This window comes from Candidatus Krumholzibacteriia bacterium (genome assembly GCA_035268685.1).
Taxonomy (GTDB): Bacteria; Krumholzibacteriota; Krumholzibacteriia; order JAJRXK01; family JAJRXK01; genus JAJRXK01.
Genome location: DATFKK010000009.1, coordinates 1 through 5,855 on the forward strand (window position 1 = coordinate 1; position 5,855 = coordinate 5,855).

Sequence of the window (5,855 nt, forward strand, 5' to 3'; positions counted from 1 at the left end):
TTCGGGAACGATCCCGCGATGGTGGCCGAAGCCGCTGCACGAGCACTACGGACGAGCGCGGCCACTCCGTGCTTCCGGCGGATCGTCTTCGCCGTACCCGATCACGGGGCACAGGGGCGCCGCAACCACGCGGCGTTCCGCAGCCTGCTCGGATCGTAGCGCGGGAGGAGAACCCGCCACTTCCACCGCGGAAGCGGACGTGTTCCCGCGCGGAACATCCCCAGGTGTCATGCTGCGTGCGCACTTCCGCGGCGGAAGCCGTACGGGAAGAAGTCCGCCATCCCGACTTCCGCAGCGGAAGCGCCAGCGTTCCCACGCGGAACATCCCCAACCGTCACCCGCACCGAACACTTCCCCCGCGATGGCCACCGCCAGGAAGGCCGGCACCCAAGCGCAGGCCAGCACCCACGCGTAGGCCGACACCACCACACAGGCCGACACCCACACGAAGGCCGGCCTCCCTCCGGAGACCGGCCTCGTCTCGCCCGCTCGCGACGTCGCCGCGGCTAACGGTGCGGGCGGGTCATCGCGTCGAAGTCCAGCAGCTCGTCGAGCTGCTCCTCGTCGAGGAGTTCGAGGGCCAGGACGATCTCGCGAATGGTCTTGCCCTTCCGGTGGGCCTCCTTGGCCACGGCGGCGGCCTGGTCGTAGCCGATGACGGGGGCCAGGCTGGTGACGATCATCAGCGAGCCCTCGATCAGCCCCTCGGTGTGCTCGCGGTTCACCTTCAGGTCGCGCAGGAGCTTGTCGGTGAACATGTCGCAACCGTTGGTGAGCAGCTTGATGCTCTCGTGCACCGCGTCGGCCATCATGGGCATGGCCACGTTGAGCTCGAGGATGCTGCCCACGCCGCCGAATCCGCCCAGGGTGACCGAGGTGTCGTTGCCGACCACGCGGGCGCAGATCTGGATCATGCTCTCGCAGATCACGGGGTTCACCTTGCCGGGCATGATCGAACTGCCGGGCTGGGTGGCGGGCAGGCTCAGCTCGCCCAGACCGCAGCGGGGGCCGCTTCCGAGCCAGCGGATGTCGTTGGCGATCTTGCTCAGGCTCACGGCGATGGTGCGCAGCTCGCCGCTCACCTCCACGTAGCCGTCCTTGGCCGCCTGGGCCTCGGGGTGGTTGTTCGCCTCGCGAAAGGTCAGGCCGGTGGCGTTGCTCAGCTGCTGGCAGACCTTCTTCGAGAACTGCGGGTGGGTGTTGATGCCGGTGCCGACGGCGGTGCCGCCGATGGCCAGCTCGCTCAGCGCTTCGATCGCCACGTCGCAGCGCTCCATCGCCTTCGCCATCTGCTCGGCGTAGCCGCCGAAGACCTGCCCCACGCGGATGGGCGTGGCGTCCATCAGATGGGTCCGGCCGATCTTGGTGATGTCGTCCCACTCCTCGGCCCTGGCCGCCAACTCCTCCTGCATGCGCTCGAGCGCGGGCTTCAGGTCGTTGGCAAGGGACAGGGCAGCGGCCACGTGCATGGCGGTGGGAAAGGTGTCGTTGCTGCTCTGCCCCATGTTCACGTGGTCGTTGGGATGCACGGGGCGCTTGCTGCCGACCTCCTCGCCGGCCTCGAGCGAGGCGTAGTTGGCGATCACCTCGTTGGCGTTCATGTTGGTCGACGTGCCCGAACCGGTCTGGAAGACGTCGACGACGAAGTGGTCGTCGAGCTCACCCTCGGCCACGGCCTGGGCGGCGCGCACGATCGTGCGGCCCTTGGGCCCGCTGATCCGCTTGAGCTCCATGTTCGCCCGGGCGCAGGCCTCCTTCAGCAGGCCGAAGGCATGCACCACCTCCACGGGCACCACGCGCCCGCTCACGGGGAAGTTGTCCTTCGCCCGCTGCGTCGACGCTCCCCACAGCGCCCACGAAGGAACCTTCATCTTCCCCATCGAGTCCTGTTCGATCCGCCACTTCGGCACGCGGCGGCGACGGCTCGTACGCTTCTTCGCCATGTGATCTCTCCGTTGGTCGGTGCGGGGCGTGGCCCCACGTGGGAACGCCGGTCCCGTGGGGGAACCGGCGTGCATCGGAATCAGGAAGGGCCGCTGCGATCGGCCCACGGGACGGCCAGTCCCAGGTCGGCGAGTTTGGTCTCGAGTTCGGCCCGTTCGCGGTTGCGCTTCGGACCCTTCTCGCCCCAGCTGAGGATCCCCAGTTCTTCGGCGCGCCGCGTGGCCGCGTCGCGATCGCCCTGCACCACCAGGCGCAGGATCTCGCGGTCGATGCGGCTGAAGAAGGCGCCACCGCGGCGGTAGTCCTCGAAGGCCTCCCAGGTCAGCGGTACCCACTTGCTCGCGATCCGTTCGCCGATCACGGTGGCGTACTCGCGGATCTCCTCCTGGGCGTGCATGTCCATGCGCAGGGCGAGGAAGTGCAGGAGGTTGTGCAGGTCGACCTTCCAGTAGGCCTCGGTGTAGGTCGACAGGGGAAGGTCCTTGCGCGCCTGCTCGCGGGCGATGCCGCGCTCGAGGCGTTCGTTGTACACGCGTCGGGCGTGGTCCTGCAGCTCGCGCTCCTGCGCGCTGAGCGTCTCGCCGAGTCCGTGATCGGCGAAGCCCTCGCTGCCCTGCCGGTTCGACGCTGCCTGCTGGCGCCACTCGTCGGGCGCGGTGGTCTGGCTCGCCTCGATCGCGATCGAGTAGCGCGTGCTGTACTCGTTCACGTTCGCCGTGCGGTGCCGGATCCACTGCCGCCAGCAGTCCATGGGCACGCGCACGTGCAGTTTGATCTCGGCCATCTCGAAGGGCGTGGTGTGGCGATGCCGCAGCAGGTAGCGGATCAGCCCGCGGTCCTCGCTGACCTTCTTGGTGCCCTTGCCGTAGCTCACCCGCGCGGCCTGGACGATCGAACCGTCGTCTCCCATGTAGTCGACCACGCGCACGAAGCCGTCGTCGAGCACGGGCAGGGCCTCGCCCAGGATCTCGTCGAGCGCGGCCACGCGGGGGCGCTCGACGCGTTCGGCGCGATCGGTGGATTCGGACATGGGAGGCCTCGGCACGGGGCGACGGCGGGCCGGGCGCGCCCGCGCGCCCGGGGGAGACGACGAGCGGGACTGTAGCCCCGCCCGCGGCCGAGGGCAACCGCCGGGCGCGTCGGCTCAGTCGCTCACGGGCGGCCAGAGCACCGGGCCGGCGTCGGTCTGGAACTCCAGGTGCACGCTGAACGTGGTCTCGCTCGGCGGACTGTAGCGGCCGAAGCGCTCCAGCTCCTCCACCACGAAGTCCTGCAGGCGGGTGTCGGCACCACGCGCGGCGGGCGGCCGTTGCACGAGTTCGGAACCGAACACCGTGGTCGAGGCCCGGGCGAAGAACTCGTAGCGGCCGAGGTCGGAGCGGATCCGATCGGCGACGGGCTGCCACTCATCGAAGGGATCGGGATCGCCCGGTTCGGCCAGCCCGGGGTCGAACAGGCCGGGCGTCGAGAAGAACAGGTCGGGCACGAAGATCTCGATGCCCTCGAATCGATCGTCGTCGGTGAGAGTCAGTTCGAGGACGCGGGGCATGGTCGCGGGAATGTAGAAGTCCTCGCGATCGCCGATCCCCTGCGCGTATCGATTGGTCGGATCGAACTCCGACACCATGGTGTAGGCGAACGAACGCGGCACTCCGGTGAGCAGGCCCAGGATCTGCGAACTGGCCGGCGGGACGCGGGAATCGGGGTCGGCCTCGATCCGGATCGGGATCCGGAACAGCGTGCCGTCGAAGCGGAGCTCCTCGACGGTCTCGCTCCAGCGGCCCGAGACCGGATCGAAGCCCAGGCCCACGTTCGTGAAGACCTGGTAGTCGTCCGACGGTTCGGCCGGATCGGGCGGGCGCAGCACGATCTGCTGTCCGTCGGTCGGCTCCACCCGCGGCGTGCGCGGCGGGAATCCGCCCACGAAGGACAGGGTGGCGCGGTCGCTCTGCCGCCCGTGCTCGTCGACGCTGACGAGGTTCAGCTCGTAGTCGGCCGGGCCGACGTTCATCACCAGCACGGAGTCGGCCGTGGCCTCGCTGGCGAAGGTGTTGAAGGTGTTCGGGAAGCCGTCGTCCTCGCGCAGCGTGAACCGGGTGAAGCCCTTGTAGCGCACCTCGGGACCCTGGTCGTCGAGCCGAACGTCGCAGCACAGGCTGTCGGGAGGTGTGGCCCCGGGAAAGCGGTCCTGCCCGCGCAGCCGCACCCGGACCTCGGCCCCGGCGGGAATCGTGTCGCCGGGCGCCAGCGCCCGCTCCCATCGCCCGCCCGCCTCCAGCGCCACGGTCCACGCCGGGAAGGCAGCCGTGCTGTCCGGCTCGGCCGGACTCTCCACCAGATCGACCGTCGGCGAGTAGTTCACGTCGAACCGCAGCGTCTGCCCGCTCGCGATCACCCGCCCGTTCGCGTTGATCGATCGTACTTCGAGGAATCGCGGTCCCGACGGAAAGCGCAGGTCGCCGAAGCAATCGGGCCCGGTTCCGCAGTCGGCCGGATCGATCGCCGAGCGCGGCGTGTCGTTGGCGAAGCGGATCGACCGGGTGTCGTCGAAGGCGACCGAGTCGGGACCCGCGTCGGGCAGGAAGAAGGTCTCGTCGTCGGTCTCGTAGACCCGGACCCGCGTGCCGACGACCGGCGCCACCGCGGCGTCGGGCTCCCACTCGATCCGGAATCCGCGCCCGAAGGGGACGAAGGGCCGATCGGTGGTCTCGGGGGAGTCGTCGGCCGGCCCGTCGGGCGTGCCGACCCATCGCAGGTCCTCTCCGCCCGAGGGTGTGTCGACGTACACGCGGAAGAGGATCGAGTCCTCGCCGTCGTGGGGGCCGGGGTCGTCGTCGCCGGGATCGACCACGTCGACGGGATCGTCGTCGGAACCGCACCCGGACGACACGAAGGGAACGGGTGCGAGAACCAGGAGGACGAGCCACGCAACCAGGGAACGAATCACGGCGAGGGACCTTTCACTGGACGACGACCGGCGCACTCGACCAGAATCGCCGCCGGGCCCCGTCAATGTGACGAGGTCGCCCGCGGGGGTCAAGCCGACGTGTGCCGCGGCCCCACCTGCCCCGCGCTCCCCGACCGAGATCGATCATGTCCGAACTCCGCCGACGCCTCCCGCTCGTCCACGTCCTGTGGATCACCGCCGCCCTCGTCCTCGCGCCGGCCGTCGAGGCCCGGGCCGACCGCCAACCCCTCCGTGATGCCGGACGGGGCCTGCGAATCCTGGCCGACGATGCCTGGGCCCTCGTCACCGCCCCGTCGCGGATGTCGGGTGAAGATCTGCGAAACCTCGGCCTGGTGGTCGCCGTCGGCGGCGCCCTCTTCGCCTTCGACGAGGACATCGACGACTTCGCCCAGCGCAACGAGCGCGACGGGGCCTTCGACCTCACCCGGCGCACCGGAGATCGATTCGGCCGGCTCGGCCTCATGGGCAAGACCTGGCCCTTCTACGCCGGCGCCATGGTGGTCGGCTATGCGGCGGACGTCCCCCGCCTGGCCCGCATGGGCGCCGAGATCCTCGAGGCCCAGTGGATGAGTGGCTCGCTGCGCAACGCGAGCAAGCTCGTCCTGGGACGTCGTCGCCCGAACGAGGACCGCGGCGCGTATTTCTTCGAGTTCAACGGTGGGACATCGTTCCCGAGCGGCCATGCGGCGAGCGTGTGGTCGGCCGCCGAGGTCGTCCGGCTGCACGTCGATCGCTGGTGGGCGACGATCCCTCTGTACACGATCGCCGGGGCGGTCAGCCTGCAACGGGTGTACTCCAGCGCGCACTGGGCGAGCGACGTCTGGATCGGATCGGTCAGCGGCATCGCCGCGGCCCGCTTCGTGTACCGTCGTCACGAGACCCCCGAGACCGGCGGGTTGTCCGTTGCCCCCACGATCGCTCCCGACGGCCGCCCCGCTCTCGC

Annotated in this window: 4 protein-coding genes; 1 reads left to right on the top strand and 3 read right to left on the bottom strand. The window is 69.8% G+C overall.

Annotated features, from left to right (window positions below; translation table 11 throughout):
* Positions 1-506: 506 nt before the first annotated feature.
* From VKA86_00785 to VKA86_00795, 3 genes are all read right to left on the bottom strand, one after another.
* Positions 507-1,943, bottom strand: coding sequence for a class II fumarate hydratase (locus tag VKA86_00785; GenBank protein ID HKK69720.1), 1,437 nt, complete (start codon positions 1,941-1,943; stop codon positions 507-509).
* An 80-nt stretch (positions 1,944-2,023) separates the two neighbouring features.
* On the bottom strand, positions 2,024-2,974 hold the full coding sequence (gene thyX, locus VKA86_00790) for an FAD-dependent thymidylate synthase (GenBank protein HKK69721.1): 951 nt from the start codon (positions 2,972-2,974) through the stop codon (positions 2,024-2,026).
* Positions 2,975-3,088: 114 nt separating this feature from the next.
* On the bottom strand, positions 3,089-4,891 hold the full coding sequence (locus tag VKA86_00795) for a hypothetical protein (GenBank protein ID HKK69722.1): 1,803 nt from the start codon (positions 4,889-4,891) through the stop codon (positions 3,089-3,091).
* A gap of 146 nt (positions 4,892-5,037) precedes the next feature.
* On the opposite strand from VKA86_00795, the gene VKA86_00800 reads away from it, so the two are divergent.
* Positions 5,038-5,855, top strand: an 818-nt coding sequence (locus VKA86_00800) for a phosphatase PAP2 family protein (protein ID HKK69723.1), incomplete at its 3' end; no start/stop codon positions are given.